Below are 16,715 nucleotides of genomic sequence, written 5' to 3' on the forward strand. Positions count from 1 at the left end.
GCGCGCCTACTGGCTGGAGGAATAGAGCGGGCGGGGCGGCGCCAGCGATGCCGCCGAGGCCATGCCGAGGGAGGAACCGACCGGCGTGTACATGACGGTCGCGGCCGGCGGCGTTATCCGCTCACTGGCATAGGACTGACGCGGCGTATCATTCGCGGCGAAATACTGCGTGCCACCATTGGGCGCCGCCGGCTTGGCGTGGTGCGCGTGATGGGGCAGCGGTCGCGGCGCGGCCATGACAGCGGCATCCGCCAGGGCCGTGCCGGACGATCCGCCATTCGGCTTGGCCACGGCCGTCTGGATACGTTTGGTCGCGCGATGCGCCACGCGCGGCGCGACGACGGCGGCGGCGACCTTCGGTAGCGCCGCCGCTGTCGGATGAGATGGGGCAGCAGGAGCGACGGCGGGATTCGTATCCGACGAAGAGATGGACGACGCATCCGTGCCGCTGTCAGCCGTATCGGTGGCGTCCGCCGCAGGAGCAGACACCGGCGCCGCCGGCTGCAGCAGGGCGACGGCCGTGCCACCGGCCTGCGCATCCGAGGGCGTGGCAGGTGCGGCAGAGGCCATCGGCACGCCATGCGTCGGATCGGCAGCCGGCACCGCCAAGTCAGGCACCGTCGGTTCGATCTTGGTGCCGGGCGGGATCGGCGGCGGCAGCGTCGCGGCCAGCTGGTCCAGCGTCACCAGCTGGGACGGGCCCATCGGCTTGAGAGTCAGATACTGGGTCGACAGCGCCTGGAGACGCTCGGGGTCATTCATGAGCGCCCAATCGGCCCGCAGCATGCGGGTCTTTTCCCGCGCCATATCGATTTGATGGAAGGTGCTGCGCAGATCGGCGTCGAGCGCGAAGGCGCGCTGCTTGACCTGGTAAAGGTAGAGGCCGGAGCCCGCAGCGAGCACGAGGCAGATACAGGTAAAAGGTCTGATCATGCCGCAATCTCCGGCGCATCAAGTCTGCGCAAAGCCCGCAGCCGCGCCGAGCGCGCCCGCGGATTAGCCGTCGTCTCGGCCGCGCCGGGACGCACGGCTTTGCGCGTCAGAAGGGAAAAACCCGCCACCGCCGAGGGCAGCAGGCCGCGCGGATCGTAGCGCGACGGGCCAGGCGCCTGGCCCGCGGCCTCGGTCATGAAGCGCTTGACGATCCGATCTTCGAGGGAATGGAAGGACACCACGACCAATCGCCCGCCCGGCCGCAGAATGCGTGCCGCCTGCGCCAGAGCGCGCTCTATTTCGCCCAGTTCGTCATTCACCTTGATGCGGAGCGCCTGGAAGCTGCGCGTGGCGGGATGGATGCCCGCGCGATCGGGCGGCAGCACGCCGCGGATGATATCGGCGAGCCGCGCCGTGGTGGTGATCGGCGCTTCCGCGCGGGCCGCGACAATAGCGCGCGCGATGCGGCGGGACTGCCGCTCTTCCCCGAACTGATACAGGATGTCGGCCAGTTCATCGGCCGGCAGCGTCGCCACGAGATCGGCGGCGCTGGGACCGCTGGCGCTCATCCGCATGTCGAGCGGCCCGTCATTGCGGAAGCTGAAGCCGCGCGCCGCGTCATCGATCTGGAACGAGGAGACACCCAGATCGAGCACGACGCCATCGAGCCCGGCCACGCCATGGGCGCTGAGCAGTTCCACAAGATCGCCGAAGCGGCCTTCGACGAGATGCAGACGGCCCGGAAAATGGGCTGCGAGCGCCGCGCCGCGGGCGATGGCCTGCGGGTCGCGATCGATCGCCCAGATGGTGCAATCGGCGCGCTCCAGAATGGCACGGCTATAGCCGCCGCCGCCGAAGGTGCCGTCGAGATAGACCTCACCCGACTGCGGGTTCAAGGCATCCAGCACTTCATGCAGCAAGACCGGGATATGGCCGGGGGTTTGCGCCTGCATCACGGCGCCTCCGCCGGTACGGCGACACGCGGCAAAGCGCCGCCGCCCAAGGTGAGACCACTGCTATTGACGACCTGACGGGCTTCGGCCGCACGGCGGCGGGCGGCCTCCGGCTCCCAGATCTGGAAGGTCGGACCGGTTCCCATGAAGACGACATTGTCCGAGATGCCGGCATGGGTCACCAGCATCTCGTTCAGGATGATGCGGCCTTCCTTGTCGGATTCGATCGGATAGGCGTCGGCATAGATGGCGGCTGCGAGATTGTCGTATTCAGGGCTGAACAGCTCATAGCGGTCGAGTTGCTGGGCCAGCTTGTTGAACACTGCCTGGGGCCAGGCCTCGACGCATGGGAATTTGTGGGACGGACGCAGGATCATGGTGACGCTGCCTTCGGTCGTCGCATCCAGAGCGCGGAGCGCACCACGGAAGGCGGCGGGAACCGATACCCGCCCCTTGGCGTCCAACCGGTTAAGGTGGCTCCCGAGAAAATGCGTCATCGGGCCCCCTTCACATTCGCGCTGGCCGCAGCGTCTCCATTGGCATCATGATGAGGCGCGAGGCTTCCGCATCCATCACCTCATGGGATACCGTGGGTTATCATGGGTGCCTGTGGGCGTCAAAGGGATTTACGCTCACGACTTGGAAAAAGATCCAGATTTTTCCTTAAAAACAGTGAGATCCCGGCTTTACCGGGTCGCCGTATCGGGGACACAAAAACGTGTCATCCCCTGCCCGAGATCGTAACGAGAACCCGACCGGGGCCCATTTTCAGACCGCGGGGGTGCGCTGACCCATGATCTCCCATGATCGGGCAGCCTATCCGCCCATGCCAGCCCATGACGGGGGAAATAAGCGCCAGACGGTCTGTAAGCCGGGTTCTGTCCGGGCCGCTTGCGCGGCCGTGGACGGCCATTCCTCTGGGACGCCCTTTGCAGAGCGCCTCACGCGACCAACCCGGGCGACGGGGCGGAAATGCCCTCGCGTCACGCGCCATGTTGCCATGACGCGCCGCCGGCCGCCCCTATTCGGTCTTGCTCCCGGTGGGGTTTACCCTGCCCGCGCCGTTACCGGAGCGGCGGTGCGCTCTTACCGCACCCTTTCACCCTTGCCTGCGGAAAGACTTGCGCCTTTGCACAGGCGGTTTGCTTTCTGTGGCACTGTCCCTGGGGTCGCCCCCGCCGGCCGTTAGCCGGCACCGTATTTCCGTGGAGCCCGGACTTTCCTCCACCATGCCCCGAAAGGCATGACAGCGGCCGTCCAACCGTCTGGCGGCGGGCTGCTTGCGCCTGCCAGACCGCGCGGTCAACCGCCGTTCCGCACAAGGCTCGCCAGCACGGACGCGCGGTGGGCGGTTTCGGCATCCGCCGCGCCGGTCACGCGCGAGGGACGCCAGCGGCGCTGGACGGCGCGGAGCAACGTCGCGAAGGCCGCCTCACCCTGATCCGTTTCCGGCACCGGGTAGCCGAAGGCGGCCAAATCGGCGCGCAGGCACGCCTCGTCGATCGTGGATGACACAGGCACAGTGCCAAAATCAGGCCATAATCCAATCCCCTGCGCCGCAAGCCAGGGCCAGTCGAACAGCTCCCCCGGATCGTCCTTGCGGTCAGGCGCGATATCGGAATGGGCAACAACGTTGCGCGGCGGAATGGGGTGGCGCGACACGATGCCCTGACAAAGATCCGCGACCGCTGCCATCTGCGCCTCCGGGAACGGACGGTAGCCCCATTCATGGCCGGGATTGACGATTTCGATGCCGATGGAGCGGCCGTTCAGCACCTCATGTCCGCGCCAGAAGGAAACTCCGGCGTGCCAGGCACGCCGATCCTCCGGCACCAAGTGCCAGACCGTGCCGTCCTCCTCGACCACATAATGGGCGGAGACGCGGGCCTCGGGGTCGCAGAGACGGTCGATCGCCGCCTGCCCGCTCTGCATGCCCGTATAATGCAGGACGAGGATATCAACCGGCTCGTCCGCCGGCCGGGCATCATGATTGGGCGAAGCGCGGTGCTTCACGACTTGCGCAGCACATCCAGCGGCACCAGCCGGCCGTCACGCTCAAAATGCCAGAAGGTCCAGCCGTTACAGGAAGGAGCGTTCTGCAGCTCTGCGCCGACCTTATGGATCGAGCCGCGCAGATCGCCCGCACTGACGCTGCCGTCAGGCCCGACCACGGCGGAGACACGGCGGAGCTTGTCATAGAGGACCGTGCCGGCCGCAAGCGCCCCCGCTTCCACCAGAGAGCCGAAGGCGATGCGCGGCACTTCCCGGCGCGACGGCGTGATGCCCATCGCGTCACTCTCCAGCGGCTTGGTCTGGGCCAGACGCGCCCAGGCCGCTTCGACATAGGCCGGATGGCGTTCGATGCCGATGAAATGGCGGTTGAGGCGCTTGGCGACCACCGCGGTGGTTCCCGTGCCGGAGAAGGGATCGAGCACGATATCCTCGGGCGCGGTCGAGGACAGCAGGATGCGATGCAGCATGGCTTCCGGCTTTTGGGTCGGATGCAGCTTCAGGCCGTGCTGGTTGCGCAGCCGTTCCGACCCGTTGCAGATCGGCAGGAACCAGTCGCTGCGCATCTGCAGGTCGTCATTCGAGGTCTTCATGGACTGATAGTTGAAGCGATAGCGGGAATCGCGGCCGCGCGCCGCCCAGATCAGCGTCTCATGCGCATTGGTGAAGCGCCGGCCGCGAAAATTCGGCATCGGGTTCGACTTGCGCCAGATGATGTCGTTCAGCATCCAGAAGCCGAGGTCCTGCAGCGCCGCACCGATGCGGAAGATGTTGTGATAGGAACCGATCACCCAAAGCGTGCCGTCCTTGCGGAGCACGCGGCGGCATTCCGTCAGCCATTCATGGGTGAAACGGTCATATTCCGCGAAGTCGGTGAAGCGGTCCCAATCCTCGTCCACGCCATCGACCACGCTCTCATCCGGCCGGCGGAGCTGGCCTTGAAGCTGGAGATTGTACGGCGGATCGGCGAAGATGCAGTGCACCGACGCCGGGGGCAGCATCCGCATCATCTGGACGCAATCACCGAGCAGAAGCTGGTTCAGCGGCAGTTCGCGGGTGAGATCCACGTTCCTCCTCATGGCGTCAAGCCAAACGGCAGGCGGGCGAGCGGGCGAAGGCCCGTAAGACGTTTCAACATGACCGGACTCAGAGTGCCAGAGCGTTATGACGGGGCGATAGCGTTTTGCCCTGATTTTCCTCAAGGCCGACCGCCAGCAGAGATTCCTGCCCGAAATCGGCTGTCCAAGCTGCAACCGCCCTGGTCGCGGATAGCGGCATGGCGAGCAGCAGACTTTCCTGAAGCAGGGCGCGCACGGGCGCGAAGGCACGGCGGTGATGGAGCGTGACCCCGACCTCGGCCATGGCGCGGCAATGGACCGGCGTGCCGTAGCCGGCATTCCGCTCCCAGCCGTAATGCGGGTAGCGCGTCGCAAGGCGGGCCATCAGCCGGTCGCGGATGACCTTGGCGATGATGGAGGCCGCCGCGATCGACAGGCTGGTCGCGTCCCCACCCACCACGCATTGCGTGGCGCAGCCGAAAGGGGGCGCCATATTGCCATCGACCAGCGCGCAATCGGGCGTGCTTGGCAGGCGCCGCACGGCCCGCTGCATGGCGAGGTGGCTGGCACGGAGGATATTGATCGTCTCGATCTCGGCAACCGAGGCGGCGCCGACCCCAATCTCAACCCCGGATGCGGCGCGCAGCGCCTGATAGGCGGCCTCGCGGCGGGCGGCGGTCAGCTTCTTGGAATCGTCGAGCAGGCTTGCAAGTTTCCGGGGCACGCCCTTCGGGAACACCACGGCGGCGGCCACGACAGGACCGGCGAGCGGGCCGCGGCCCACCTCATCCACCCCGGCGACACGACCGCCGGCCGCTTTTTCGAGCTTGAAATGCGGCGCCATCAGTCGCGTCCGAACAGGCGACGCCAGAAGCCGAGAAACCCGCCCGCCTCAGCGGACCGGCTCTGGTTGTAGGAGACATGGGGCCGGCTCGCGGGCGGGCGCAGCGCGCTGCTCATGAGCTGGCGGCCGGTTTCGCGATCGGCGATCAGGCGGCGCTGGAAGGCGACAATGGCCGCAGAACTTTCGTCCAGCGGCTCCTCCAGCAGCGCTTCGGCAACAACGGCGGCTCGCGCGAAATCTCCCGCGCGGCGGGTGACGTCGATCAGGCAAAGGCGCGGCTGCACTTCCCGAGAACCGGGCCAAAGTTCGGCCGCCTGGCTGCGCCAGAGCTGCGCCCATTCCCCCTCTCCGGCGTCGTCCGCCGCCCAGGCCGCCTGAAGCAGCGCTTCCGAAGCCGGCCAGATATCACCGCGCCGCTGCGAGAGCAGCGCCCAGAGCAGGAAATTGCGAGCGAAGGCCGGCGCCTGGGCGCGCAGCGCGGCATATTCAGGATCCGACCGTACGATCTCGGCATCCGCCTCGGTCAATGCCGAGAGATTGGGCGCGGCCGCGCCACAGCCAGAACATTCGGCCACCCAGCGCCGCAGCGTGGAGCGCGCAGGCTCGCCGGGGCGGAAATCGAGATCGGGGGAGAGTTCGGCGGCCGGCGCCTTGAATTCCGGCCGCACCACGGCGCCGCAGACCGCGCATAGACTGCTCATCGCCCGCTCCTCACGACCGCGCCCGGAAAGCGGCGAGACCCGCGGCAAGCCGGCCGAGCGCGCGCGTCAGGCGCTCGGGGGCGACCGCGAAACAGACGCGCAGCCAGCCTTCGCCGCTGTCGCCGAAAGCGATGCCGGGTGCGATGGCGATGCCATGATCGGTCACCAGCCGTTCGGCGAGGCCAAGGCTGTCGGCCAGGCCCTCGACCTGAAGAAAGGCATAGAAGGCGCCGTCGGGCGAGGCGTAGCGAATGCCGGGCACCTGACCCAGAATCTCGGCCGCGATGCGCCGCCCGTCTGCGCAATGCGCCCGGAAATGCGGCGGCGTGACGTGGTCGGCGATGGCCGCGAGCCCGGCCTGCTGAATGAAGGGCGCGACGCCGGAATGGGTCACCTCGATCACTTCCGAAAGCTCATCCCGCACCGCTTCGGGCACGATCAGCCAGCCGAGGCGCCAGCCCGTCATGACCCAGGTCTTGCTGAAACTATTGGCGACCATGATGCGGTCGTCAGGCTCAGCGATATCGAGAATGGAGGGTGCGGCGTCCGACCCGTCATAGACCAGACGGGAATAAACTTCATCCGATAGCAGCCAGCAGCCGTGCTTGCGGCAGAGCGCGAGGATCTGCCGCAGCTCGGCTTCCGTCGCGGTCCAGCCGGTCGGGTTATTGGGGGAATTGAGAATGAAGATCCGCGCCCCCGCCAGGGCACGGTCAAGCGCATCGAGATCCAGATGCAGGCTGCCATCCTGATGCGCCGAGAGGGCGATCGGCTCGACCTGCGCGCCGCGCAGGCGGGCGGCATTGCCGGCATTGGGCCAGGCGGGTTCATGCAGCACGACGCGGTCACCGGGGCGCAGAATGGCCGAGAGACCGATCGCCAGCGCCGCCATGCCGGAGGCCGTGACCATGACGCGGCTCTCGGCGACCGGCTGCTTGTGCAATGCCGTCAGATAGGCCGCGATCGACTGGCGGAGCGCCGGCAGGCCGCGCACATCGGGGTAGAGTGTCTCTCCGCGCGCCAGGGCCGCCGTCAGCGCGCCTACGGCGGCCGCCGGACTTTTCTGGTCCGACTCTCCGAAACACAGAAACTCGGTATCCGGGCGGCCGAAGGCGAGCCGGGCCACGGAGACGATTCGCGACCCTTGCAAACGGGCCAGATCAAAATGAGGAGCAGACATGCGAATCGGCTAACACAGCCCGTCGAGCCGAGGCGAGAGGCAAAAATCACGGCCCGCGCGGGGCTGGGATTCGCCTCGGGATTCATGTGACGAGAGGATCACGGAACGGGTAGGCTCTCAGATCAAGCCCGAGGGAAAAGGTTTGAAGGGCGACGGCGAAAACGATCAGTCCTCTTCGTCGTCGTCATCCTCAAGGGCGAATTGATCGGCCTCGCGGTCGTAGCTGAACAGCTCCGCATAGCGGCCCCAGGCGATGATGGTGCGCATGGTGTCATCGGCATAGTCGGGGGACATGTAGTCCTCCAGCTCATCGCGGAAGCGCAGCGCGGGCGCCCGATGGTTCCAGCGCTCGTCGAGCACCTGGCGGATCTGGCTGATCATCGGCACATGCGCGCGGAGCGCCGCCGCAAATTCCGCCTTGCGATCGTCGGTATCGGCTTCCACGAAGCGGCGGCCGGCATCGCTGAGCTTGATGTCGCCTTCCTCGAATTCGGCGAAGCCGAGCATCTGCAGCGCTTCACCGATGGGCAGCAACTCATCCGCCTCCATCTGGAAGGCCGAGGCCAGCGCCGGCAGGTCAGCGAGGCCGTTATAGGGCTCGCCTTCGATCGTCTCCATCAGGCCCGCCATGAGGTTGGTGGAGACCACCGGCAGCGCCTGGAAAGTGGGGGCCGGCGGCGGCGCAGAGCGGTCCACGTGCTGCTGCGGCGTGCGGTGTTCCACCGGCCGGCGCGTCATCAGGGCGTAGATGTCGTCCACCAGCTGGCGGAATTCGGGGTCCAGACGTTCACGCGGATGCGGGAAGGGCACGCGGAGTTCGCTCGCGACCCGGCCGGGATTGGAGGAGAAGACCAGGATGCGGTCGCACATCAGCACCGCTTCTTCGATGTTATGGGTGACCATGAGGATCGACTTCACCGGCAGCTTGCCTTCGGACCAGAGGTCGATGAGGTCGGTGCGCAGCGTTTCTGCGGTCAGCACGTCGAGCGCGCTGAAGGGCTCATCCATGAGCAGCAGGTCGGGATGGACGACGAGGGCGCGGGCCAGACCCACGCGCTGGCGCATGCCACCCGACATTTCCTTCGGATAGGCGTTTTCGTAGCCGCCCAGACCGATCAGGTCGATCGCATCCTCGGCCCGCTCCTCACGCTCCGTTTTGGGTACGCCCTGGGCTTCGAGGCCGATGGCGACGTTCTCCTCGACCGTCAGCCAGGGAAACAGCGCAAAGCTCTGAAACACCATCGAGACGCCGCGGACCGGGCCGGTGATGGGCAAGTCGCGCCAGCGCACATCGCCCGCGGTCGGCTTCAGCAGCCCCGCGACGATGCGCAGCAGGGTCGACTTGCCTGAGCCGGAGCGGCCGAGCAGGCCCACAATCTCGCCTTCGCGCAGTTCGAGATTGACGTCATCGAGAATGATGACGTCGGACGCCGCTTCCTTGGGGTAAGATTGGCGGCAATTAGCGATACTTACCAGCATCGGCGCAGTCTTCTGCAAAGTTTGGTCCATGGTCATCTCCTGCCGATTTTGGAGAGGCTTAGAAGGTCAGGCGGCGCACGGCGAAGGCGTGCAGCGGCCGCCAGAGCACGCGGTTGATGGTCAGCACGAAAGCCGTCATCACGAAGACGCCGAGGACGATATGCGCTGTATTTCCTTCATTCGTCGCCTCTGCGATGTAGGAGCCGAGGCCGGTCGCCGTCAGCGTCGTATGACCCCAGGACGCGACTTCAGCAACGATGGAACTGTTCCAGGCGGCCCCCGAGGCGGTCAGCGCCCCCGTGACATAGTAGGGGAAGATGCCGGGGATGATGACGCGGCGCCACCACAGCAAGCCCTTGATGCCGAGACTGGCCGAGGCTTCCTTGAGATCGCCCGGAAAAGCGGAGGCGCCGGCGACGACGTTGAACAGCACATACCACTGCGTGCCGACGATCATCAGCGGCATCAGCCATATATTGGGGTTGAGCGCGAAGCGCACCAGCACGATGACGACGATCGGGAAGAGCAGATTGGCCGGGAACGCCGCCAGGAACTGCGCCACCGGCTGAATGAGCCGGGCCCAGCGCGGCCTGAGACCAATCCAGACGCCAAGCGGCACCCAGACCGCCGTGCAGATCACCATGGCGGCCGCAACGCGCAGCAGCGTGAAGAAGCCGAGCAGGATGACATGGGCGAGGCTGCCGAGGGTGACCGATGCCGCGACGAATTCCGCCACCCGCCAGAAGGCGAAAGCGACAACGACGCCGACAAGGGTGAACCAGATGCTATCGAGGACGCGCGACGGCTTCTGCGATTTCGTTTGCAGAACGGGCAGCGGCAGCTTCATGCGCAACCCGCCGATGCGGTTCGCGATATCGCCGATTGCCTCGCCCACTACCTGCAGAAGCCGGGTGCGGCGCAGAACGCTCAAGACCCAGGGGTCGGGCGCTTCGCCGCCGCTTGTCATCTCAAACCGAAATTTTGCTGACCAAGCCACGAGCGGACGGAACAGAAGCTGATCGTAGATGAGGATGACGACGAGCATGGCGATGATGGCGTAGAGCACCGCGGCCAGATTGCTCTGCGACAAGGCGACCGAGACATAGGAGCCGATGCCCGGCAGCAGAAAGGTGGTGTTGCCGACGGTGACCGCTTCGGACGCCACGACGAAGAACCAGCCACCCGACATCGACAGCATGGTGTTGAAGACCAGGCCCGGCATGGCAAAGGGCACTTCCAGGCGCCAGAAGCGCTGCCAGGTGGAGAGCTGGAAACTGCGCGTCGCCTCATCCAGATCGCGCGGCACCGTCGTCAGCGACTGATAGAAGCTGAAGGTCATGTTCCAGGCCTGGCTCGTGAAAATGGCGAAAACGGCGGCCAGCTCGGCGCCGATGACGCGACCCGGAAACAGGTTGAGGAAGAACAGCACGGTGAAGGACAGGAAGCCGAGGATGGGCACGGACTGCAAAATATCGAGCGCGGGAATGAGGATGACGCCGAGGCGGCGGCTTTTGGCCGCAAGCGGCGCCACGATCAGCGTGAAGATGATCGAAAAGAGCAGCGCCACGAACATGCGCAGCGTCGTTCTGAGCGCGTAATAGGGCAGATATTTGAGGTCGAGATGAATGGTCGTGGCGCTGGGCAGCGGGGCCAGGGTGCCGCCCGCGGCATGAGCGACCAGGACCAGACCGGCCAGCACGCATAGTATGGCAGCGCCGTCCCAGACATTGGGAACGCGACGACCGCTCACAAAGGCGGGCAAGGCCGATGTCGTCATGGGACTGTGCCTTCAGGTTCGTGACAGATTGACGGAGAAGCCGCGAAAGCGGCCGATGTTCTGCGCTCTAGACCACGCCGTAGGCGCCTGTCACCACCCTTCGCATGATGAAAGGGTGACAGAGCGCGAAAGGGCCGTTATCGCCGGGCGGCGGTTCAGTGGAGAGGCGCATAGAAGGAGATCGCACATCATGCGCCTGGGCGAACGGGCAGTGGCCTTGGCCTGTTTCCTTCTGCTGGTCGTGCCGCTGGTCGCCTATTGTGCCTGGACGGTTCCCTTTGGGCAGGCGCCGGACGAGCCCACCCATATCGCGCGGGCCGACAGCGTGCTGCGGGGTGAAGTGATGGGCTATCGCGTGGCCCGGGTGAATGCCGCATCCGGGGCCGCGGATGCCGGCGTCACCGCAAATTTCGGCCTGGTCTATGCCGCGAGCGTTGGCAATGGCGCGATGGCGCCGCCGTCCGGCCTGACATCGACCCGCGCCCGGCTGGCCTGGGCCCGCGCCATTCCCTGGTCACCGGCACCGATGTTCATCAGCAGCGTCAATACCGCTGCCTACGCGCCGGTCGCCTATATGCCGGCCGCCCTCGCCCTTGGCATCGCCGAGAGCCTGGGCGCCTCGCCCTATTCGGCCGGTATCGCCGCGCGGTTCGGCAATGCCCTCGGCTTCACGATCCTGGGCTGCCTCGCTTTGGCTCTGGCCGGCCGCGGGCGGCTTCTTCTGCTGGTGATTCTGGGCCTGCCGATGACTGTCTGGCTGGCCGGGTCCTGCAATCAAGACGGGCTTCTGATCGCCAGCGCGGCGCTGGCGCTGGCTTTGCTGACCCGCCAGGACGGACGGGGATTCTGGGCCGGTACGGCCCTGCTGGCGATCCTCGCCCTGCAAAAGCCGCCCTTCGCCGCCCTGCTGCTGCTGCCCTTGGTCGCGCCAGCCGCCGCGGACAGATCCTGGCACTCGCGTCTTGGGGCTGCAGTCCTGGTCGCACTGCCGGCAATGCTATGGTCCCTGGCCGTCATGCGGCACGTCTCCGTGCCGCTCTTGCCGGGTGCGCCCTATCATCCCGGACCGCTCTGGCCGGGCGATCCCGAGCGGCTTTTCCGCTCCGCCATTCCGGCCATGCAGCTTTTGGTCATGCTCCACCATCCGCTGACGGTGGCACTGCTGCCGCTGATGGAGAAAGTGCCGGCCTATACGTCTCTCCGCACGGATCTTATCGGCGTGCTGGGCGTTCATGACATCCGCCTGCCCAAGGTGCTTTACACGCTGTTCACCCTGGCCCTGCTCTCCGCCATGGGCGCCTTGCTGACGACCGCTTGCCCGATCGGCAACCGGCCTGGCGCGGCCCGGATATGGACCTTTCTGGGTGTGCTGGTGGCCGGGACGGGCTGCATCGAACTGATCTATATGGTGCAATATCTGACCTGGACGCCCGTCGGAGCCGCCCGCATCGACGGCGTGCAAGGACGCTATTTCCTGCCGCTACTGCCGCTGATGACGATGCTGCTGGGACGTATTCTGCCTGTACCGCCGCGGTTCGGCTGGATCTGGTGGGTTGCACCGCTCGCCGCGCTTATCGCGCTCGACATTCGGCTGCCGGCGATCATCGCCCAGCACTATTACGGCTGAGAACGCGGCGTCAGACGCCGGTCGAGCCGAAACCGCCCTGCCCGCGGGCCGTCTCATCCAGGCTATCCACCTCATGCCAGGCGATGCGGGTGACCGGCGCCAGCACGCCCTGGGCGATGCGCATGCCACGCTCCACCCGGAAAACCTCGGTGCCGGCATTGAGCAGGATGATCTTGATCTCCCCCCGGTAATCCTCGTCCACCGTGCCGGGCGAATTGGCGACCAGGATGCCGTGCTTCAGCGCGAGGCCCGAGCGCGGACGGACCTGCAGCTCGTGACCTGCGGGCAGGGCGACGGCGAGGCCGGTCGGGATCGCGGCGCGGCCACCGGGGGCGATCTCAATCGGCTCAGCGATCGCGGCCAGGAAATCAACCGCCGCCGCGCCCGCACTAGCGTAAGCCGGCAGCGGCAGGTCCGCGCCATGGGGCAGACGGGTGACAGATACGGGTGCTTCGGTCACGGCGTCTGTCCCGTCAATTCCTGCGCGATGCGGCCGGCGAGCCGGGCCGCCACCGCGTCTTTCGGCAGGCGCGGCCAGTCTTCGACGCCCGCCACCGTGATAAGATGCACTTCATTCTCGGCCCCGCCCATGACACCACCCTCTGCCGAGACGTCATTGGCCAGGAGCCAGTCACAGCCCTTGCGCGCGCGTTTTTCGGCAGCATAGGCGATGACATTCTCCGTCTCGGCCGCGAAGCCGATGACCAGGCGCGGCCGCTGCGGTCCCGGGGCGGAGAGCGTCGACAGGATATCGGGATTGGCTGTGAAGCTCAGCGCCGGCACGTCGGCGCCAGGACGCTTTTTGATTTTCTGGCCCGAAGGCTCCGCGACCCGCCAGTCAGCGACCGCGGCCGCGAGGACGGCGATATCGGCCGGCAGCGACGCCTGCACGGCGTCCAGCATCTGGGCGGCCGTCTCCACCCGGACCACCGCAACACCGGCGGGATCGGGGATCGTCACCGGACCGGAGACGAGGGTGACACGCGCGCCGAGCCCCGCGAGGGCCGCTGCAATGGCATGGCCCTGCCGGCCCGAGCTGCGATTGGCAATATAGCGGACGGGGTCGATCGGTTCATGCGTCGGGCCGCTGGTGACGACCGCATGCCGCCCGGCGAGCGGCTTGGCTGCAGGCGCCAGATAGGCGCGCATATGGTCGAGGATCACCGCCGGCTCGGCCAGTCTGCCAGGGCCGAATTCGCCGCAGGCCATGGGACCTTCCTCCGGCTCCACGATGGCGACACCGCGATTTTTGAGGGTTTGGAGATTCGCGACCGTCGCCGCATGGGTCCACATGCGGACATTCATGGCGGGCGCCACCAGCACAGGCTTGTCGGTCGCGAGCAGCAATGTGGTGGCGAGATCATCCGCCAGCCCCGCCGCCATGCGGGCCAGGATATCGGCCGAGGCCGGAGCGACGACGACGAGATCAGCCGCGCGGGAGAGCTGGATATGGCCCATCTCGCTCTCATCGGTCAGCGAGAAGAGATCCTGGAAGACCTTTTCCTCGGTCAGGGCCTGAAGCGAAAGCGGGGTCACGAACTGCGCCCCGCCACGGGTCAGCACGGCGGTGACCGATGCCCCGGATTTTTTCAGCAGCCGCACCAGTTCAAGCGCCTTGTAGGCGGCGATGCCGCCCGAGACGATGAGCAGAATGCGTTTGCCGGTGAGTCCGATCACAGCTTCCAGCCGGAATGGATGGCGGCGATGCCGCCCGAAAGATTGCGATGCGTCACGCGGCTGAAGCCGGCGGTGCGCATCATCTCGGCCAGCGTTTCCTGATCCGGGAACATGCGGATGCTCTCGGCCAGATACTGATAGCTCTCGCTGTCATTGGCGAAGACCTTGCCCAGCCGCGGCAGCACCTTGAAGGACCAGGCCTCATAGAGCGGAATGAGGGCCGCAATCTCCAGCCGGGAGAATTCCAGGCAGAAGAACCGCCCGCCGGGCCGCAGAACGCGCCGCGCCTCACGCAGCACAGCATCCTTATCCGTGCAGTTGCGGAGGCCGAAGGCCATGGAAACGACGTCGACACTATTGTTCGGGATTGGCAGCGCCTCGGCATCGGCCACCAGGACGGTGAGATCGCCGATCAGGCCGCGCTCGACCGCGCGCTCGCGGCCCACTTCCAGCATCGCCGGATTGATATCGGAGAGAATAGCCGGGCCACCCCCCTTTTTGAGCCAGCCGAAGCTGATGTCGCCGGTGCCCCCGGCGAGGTCGAGCAGGCGGCGACCCGGACGCGGGTCCAAAAGCGTCGTGAAAATCTGCTTCCAGGCCCGGTGAATACCGAGCGACATGAGATCGTTCATGAGATCGTAGCGCGGCGCCACGCTTTCAAAGACCCCTTTCACAAGGGACTTTTTTTCGGCGCGGGGTACCGCCCGGAATCCGAAATCGATCTGGTCGGAGGAAATCTGGTCTGGCATGGCTTTGTCGGTCATCGTGCTTACCCTATACGCTGGCCAGCGAAATGCCGGAACTCCCTGAAGTTGAAACCGTCATGCGCGGACTGGCCGCGCGTTTGCAAGACCGGAGGCTGCGCCGCGCGGCGCTGGCCCGCGGCGACCTGCGCCGCGTGATCCCGCCGGGCTTCGCCGCCCGGCTGACCGGCGCCCGGATCACGAGCTTCCGCCGCCGCGGCAAATATATCCTCATGCGCCTCTCGGGCGGCGACAGCGTGCTGATCCATCTCGGCATGTCCGGCCGGATGGCCATCCATGGCCCGCATGAGCCGCCGCCGCCCGCCGCCAAGCACGAGCATCTGGTGATGGAGACCGAGGACGGCTGGCGCGTGGGCTTTATCGATCCGCGCCGCTTCGGCCTGCTGGACCTGATGCCGACGCAGGGCGAAGACGAGCACCCGCTGCTGGCGGGCATGGGACCGGAACCCTTGGACGACCATTTCACCCCGGCCGTGCTTTCGGCGGCTCTTACGGGGCGCAAAACGCCGATCAAGGCGGCGCTGCTCGACCAGCGCATCGTTGCGGGACTCGGCAATATCTATGTTTCGGAGGCCTTGTTCCGGGCCGGGATCAGCCCCGAGCGGCTGGCCGGGACGGTGGTCGGCGCCCGCGCCAGACGGCTGGTGCCGGCCATCAAGGAAACCCTGAGCGAGGCGATTGCGGCCGGAGGATCAAGCCTGCGGGATTATGTGCAACCCGACGGCGAACTCGGCTATTTCCAGCATGCGTGGAAGGTCTATGCCCGGGAGGCGATGCCCTGCGAGCGGTGCGCGGACCATCCGGCGTGTCCGGGCATCCGCCGCATCACCCAGGCCGGACGCAGCACATTTTTTTGCCCTTGGACACAAAAGTGATACGGCATCCCGGTCAGATTTTGTGATCGCCGCGCAAGGCAGAAGCGCCTTTATTGACCGCCCTTTCCCTTGACTCACCCCCCTGCGGAATTTAGAGAAGCCCCCTCATTCGGGGGTGGCGATACGGCCGCTCCATACACTTTGTTTGGATGTCGATTAATCATGGCCAACACTGCCTCAGCCCGTAAGCGTATCCGTCAGACGGCCAAGCGCACCGACCGCAACGTCGCGCGCCGCACCCGTATGCGTAACGTGATCAAGTCTGTCGAAACCGCGATCGCGAGCGGCGACAAGGCTGTGGCTCAGGCGGCGATCAAGGCGGCCCAGCCGATGCTGCATCGCGCAGCCAACAAGGGCGTGGCGCACAAGAACACGCTCGCCCGCAAGATGTCCCGCCTGTCGGGTCGCATTAAGGCTCTTGCGGCCTAACGCTGCATCTTATTAGATGGGAGCAGACGCAAGTCAGGCTCCCATCTCGTTCTGCGTTGGCCGCGCTCACATGAGCTTTAGATGGTTTGCCTGGAAAATCAGGTAGACTATTGGCACGCAGAGCCTGGCGACAAATCAAGTCAACATCGCCTTTGGCGTGTTTGACAGCTGTTTAGTCAGCACTAATCGAAATATTAGTAAATATTCGGTTGCGACATTCGCGTTTTGTCCGACAGTTCTATTTTGGCTCCATTTGATTCTGGTTGCCTCGCACCTCGCCGTGACCTAACTTAGTTTTCATGAAGTGGGTCCGGGGGTAACGGTGCAGAACCCCGAAATAGCGATTTTTTTGTTGAGGTCTCACTCTTTGGCGAGAGTTGGGTCACGTCTTAGCTTGTTTGGCACGTC

16 protein-coding genes and 1 other RNA gene are annotated in these 16,715 nt (G+C 65.9%); 3 read left to right on the plus strand and 14 right to left on the minus strand.

Annotated elements, in window-relative coordinates; translation table 11 throughout:
• Window positions 1–6: 6 nt before the first annotated feature.
• The 11 genes from ftsL to AC3G7M_RS18455 form a co-directional block, all read right to left on the minus strand.
• Window positions 7–933: a cell division protein FtsL gene (ftsL, locus tag AC3G7M_RS18405; protein ID WP_489213599.1), complete on the minus strand. Its 927-nt coding sequence runs from the start codon at window positions 931–933 to the stop codon at window positions 7–9.
• A complete protein-coding gene (rsmH, locus tag AC3G7M_RS18410; protein WP_489213600.1) occupies window positions 930–1,889 on the minus strand; it encodes a 16S rRNA (cytosine(1402)-N(4))-methyltransferase RsmH in 960 nt (319 codons plus the stop codon). The genes ftsL and rsmH overlap by 4 nt, the downstream gene beginning before the upstream one ends.
• Window positions 1,886–2,383 (minus strand): division/cell wall cluster transcriptional repressor MraZ, encoded by a 498-nt coding sequence (gene mraZ / locus AC3G7M_RS18415; protein WP_489213601.1) that lies wholly within the window; start codon window positions 2,381–2,383, stop codon window positions 1,886–1,888. The genes rsmH and mraZ overlap by 4 nt, the downstream gene beginning before the upstream one ends.
• Before the next feature lie 354 nt (window positions 2,384–2,737).
• Window positions 2,738–3,155: RNase P RNA component class A (gene rnpB, locus AC3G7M_RS18420), an RNA gene on the minus strand.
• Between the two features lie 33 nt (window positions 3,156–3,188).
• Complete coding sequence (locus AC3G7M_RS18425) at window positions 3,189–3,899, minus strand: N-acetylmuramoyl-L-alanine amidase (RefSeq protein ID WP_489213603.1); 711 nt, start codon at window positions 3,897–3,899, stop codon at window positions 3,189–3,191.
• Window positions 3,896–4,975: a site-specific DNA-methyltransferase gene (locus AC3G7M_RS18430; RefSeq protein ID WP_489213604.1), complete on the minus strand. Its 1,080-nt coding sequence runs from the start codon at window positions 4,973–4,975 to the stop codon at window positions 3,896–3,898. Before AC3G7M_RS18430 ends, AC3G7M_RS18425 begins: the two co-directional genes overlap by 4 nt.
• Before the next feature lie 67 nt (window positions 4,976–5,042).
• On the minus strand, window positions 5,043–5,798 hold the full coding sequence (gene rnhB / locus AC3G7M_RS18435) for a ribonuclease HII (protein ID WP_489213605.1): 756 nt from the start codon (window positions 5,796–5,798) through the stop codon (window positions 5,043–5,045).
• Complete coding sequence (locus AC3G7M_RS18440; protein ID WP_489213606.1) at window positions 5,798–6,499, minus strand: hypothetical protein; 702 nt, start codon at window positions 6,497–6,499, stop codon at window positions 5,798–5,800. The genes rnhB and AC3G7M_RS18440 overlap by 1 nt, the downstream gene beginning before the upstream one ends.
• Before the next feature lie 10 nt (window positions 6,500–6,509).
• Window positions 6,510–7,679 (minus strand): pyridoxal phosphate-dependent aminotransferase, encoded by a 1,170-nt coding sequence (locus AC3G7M_RS18445; protein ID WP_489213608.1) that lies wholly within the window; start codon window positions 7,677–7,679, stop codon window positions 6,510–6,512.
• A 165-nt stretch (window positions 7,680–7,844) separates the two neighbouring features.
• A complete protein-coding gene (locus AC3G7M_RS18450; RefSeq protein ID WP_489213609.1) occupies window positions 7,845–9,194 on the minus strand; it encodes an ABC transporter ATP-binding protein in 1,350 nt (449 codons plus the stop codon).
• A 22-nt stretch (window positions 9,195–9,216) separates the two neighbouring features.
• Window positions 9,217–10,935: an ABC transporter permease gene (locus AC3G7M_RS18455; RefSeq protein ID WP_489213610.1), complete on the minus strand. Its 1,719-nt coding sequence runs from the start codon at window positions 10,933–10,935 to the stop codon at window positions 9,217–9,219.
• 190 nt (window positions 10,936–11,125) lie between these two features.
• On the opposite strand from AC3G7M_RS18455, the gene AC3G7M_RS18460 reads away from it, so the two are divergent.
• The gene (locus AC3G7M_RS18460) at window positions 11,126–12,562 is read left to right on the plus strand and encodes a DUF2142 domain-containing protein (RefSeq protein WP_489213611.1); all 1,437 of its coding nucleotides are present in this window, start codon (window positions 11,126–11,128) and stop codon (window positions 12,560–12,562) included.
• Window positions 12,563–12,572: 10 nt separating this feature from the next.
• Here the strand turns inward: AC3G7M_RS18460 and dut are convergent, their stop codons facing one another.
• The 3 genes from dut to AC3G7M_RS18475 are packed head-to-tail and all read right to left on the minus strand — an operon-like array spanning window position 12,573 to window position 15,003.
• A complete protein-coding gene (dut, locus tag AC3G7M_RS18465) occupies window positions 12,573–13,022 on the minus strand; it encodes a dUTP diphosphatase (RefSeq protein ID WP_489213612.1) in 450 nt (149 codons plus the stop codon).
• On the minus strand, window positions 13,019–14,239 hold the full coding sequence (coaBC, locus tag AC3G7M_RS18470; RefSeq protein WP_489213613.1) for a bifunctional phosphopantothenoylcysteine decarboxylase/phosphopantothenate--cysteine ligase CoaBC: 1,221 nt from the start codon (window positions 14,237–14,239) through the stop codon (window positions 13,019–13,021). The genes dut and coaBC overlap by 4 nt, the downstream gene beginning before the upstream one ends.
• Window positions 14,236–15,003 carry a class I SAM-dependent methyltransferase gene (locus AC3G7M_RS18475; protein WP_489213614.1) on the minus strand — a complete coding sequence of 256 codons (768 nt, stop codon included), beginning with the start codon at window positions 15,001–15,003 and terminating at the stop codon, window positions 14,236–14,238. Before AC3G7M_RS18475 ends, coaBC begins: the two co-directional genes overlap by 4 nt.
• Window positions 15,004–15,032: 29 nt before the next feature.
• Between AC3G7M_RS18475 and mutM the strand changes: the two genes are divergently transcribed.
• Entirely contained in the window at window positions 15,033–15,878 is an 846-nt protein-coding gene (mutM, locus tag AC3G7M_RS18480) for a bifunctional DNA-formamidopyrimidine glycosylase/DNA-(apurinic or apyrimidinic site) lyase (protein WP_489213615.1), read from the plus strand.
• A gap of 162 nt (window positions 15,879–16,040) precedes the next feature.
• The gene (gene rpsT / locus AC3G7M_RS18485; protein ID WP_489213616.1) at window positions 16,041–16,307 is read left to right on the plus strand and encodes a 30S ribosomal protein S20; all 267 of its coding nucleotides are present in this window, start codon (window positions 16,041–16,043) and stop codon (window positions 16,305–16,307) included.
• Window positions 16,308–16,715: the final 408 nt, after the last annotated feature.

The sequence above is a fragment of the Acidisoma sibiricum genome (assembly GCF_057837225.1).

Coding starts and splice junctions, on each gene's coding strand:
- ftsL (WP_489213599.1), bottom strand. CDS start 933: ATGATCAGACCTTTTACCTGTATCTGCCTCGTGCTCGCTGCGGGCTCC.
- mraZ (WP_489213601.1), bottom strand. CDS start 2,383: ATGACGCATTTTCTCGGGAGCCACCTTAACCGGTTGGACGCCAAGGGG.
- AC3G7M_RS18430 (WP_489213604.1), bottom strand. CDS start 4,975: ATGAGGAGGAACGTGGATCTCACCCGCGAACTGCCGCTGAACCAGCTT.
- rnhB (WP_489213605.1), bottom strand. CDS start 5,798: ATGGCGCCGCATTTCAAGCTCGAAAAAGCGGCCGGCGGTCGTGTCGCC.
- AC3G7M_RS18440 (WP_489213606.1), bottom strand. CDS start 6,499: ATGAGCAGTCTATGCGCGGTCTGCGGCGCCGTGGTGCGGCCGGAATTC.
- AC3G7M_RS18445 (WP_489213608.1), bottom strand. CDS start 7,679: ATGTCTGCTCCTCATTTTGATCTGGCCCGTTTGCAAGGGTCGCGAATC.
- AC3G7M_RS18450 (WP_489213609.1), bottom strand. CDS start 9,194: ATGACCATGGACCAAACTTTGCAGAAGACTGCGCCGATGCTGGTAAGT.
- AC3G7M_RS18455 (WP_489213610.1), bottom strand. CDS start 10,935: ATGACGACATCGGCCTTGCCCGCCTTTGTGAGCGGTCGTCGCGTTCCC.
- AC3G7M_RS18460 (WP_489213611.1), top strand. CDS start 11,126: ATGCGCCTGGGCGAACGGGCAGTGGCCTTGGCCTGTTTCCTTCTGCTG.
- AC3G7M_RS18475 (WP_489213614.1), bottom strand. CDS start 15,003: ATGACCGACAAAGCCATGCCAGACCAGATTTCCTCCGACCAGATCGAT.
- mutM (WP_489213615.1), top strand. CDS start 15,033: ATGCCGGAACTCCCTGAAGTTGAAACCGTCATGCGCGGACTGGCCGCG.
- rpsT (WP_489213616.1), top strand. CDS start 16,041: ATGGCCAACACTGCCTCAGCCCGTAAGCGTATCCGTCAGACGGCCAAG.